A 309-nucleotide genomic window follows, 5' to 3' on the forward strand; every position below is an offset into this window, starting at 1 on the left:
TCAAGTACTGGCGTGTTGTCTCTAACCTATGCAGTTTTCAGGGTTCAACCCTTGGATCATCATGCGGGCGACTGACGTGATGAGAGGGGGGACCTATCCTGGTGTCCATGGCGCTGTGGAACCACACCGATCCATCTCGAACTCGGTTGTGAAACGCAGCAGCGGCGAAGATAGTTGGGGGGTAGCCCCCTGCGAAAATAGCTCGATGCCAGGTAAAACTTCCGTCCCCTTTGGGGGGCCATGAGGAGAAGCCACCCGAGGAGGGTGGCTTTTCTGTTGGCGTGTGTTGTGGCTGCAGCCCAACCCCCT

General features: G+C 57.3%; 1 rRNA gene. It reads left to right on the plus strand.

From position 1 onward, the window contains the following. The first annotated feature begins 97 nt into the window (after positions 1-97). Positions 98-214 (plus strand): 5S ribosomal RNA (rrf, locus tag KUG38_RS04250). Positions 215-309 lie beyond the last annotated feature (95 nt).

This window comes from Synechococcus sp. CCAP 1479/9, assembly GCF_019038535.1.
Taxonomy (GTDB): Bacteria; Cyanobacteriota; Cyanobacteriia; order PCC-6307; family Cyanobiaceae; genus Cyanobium.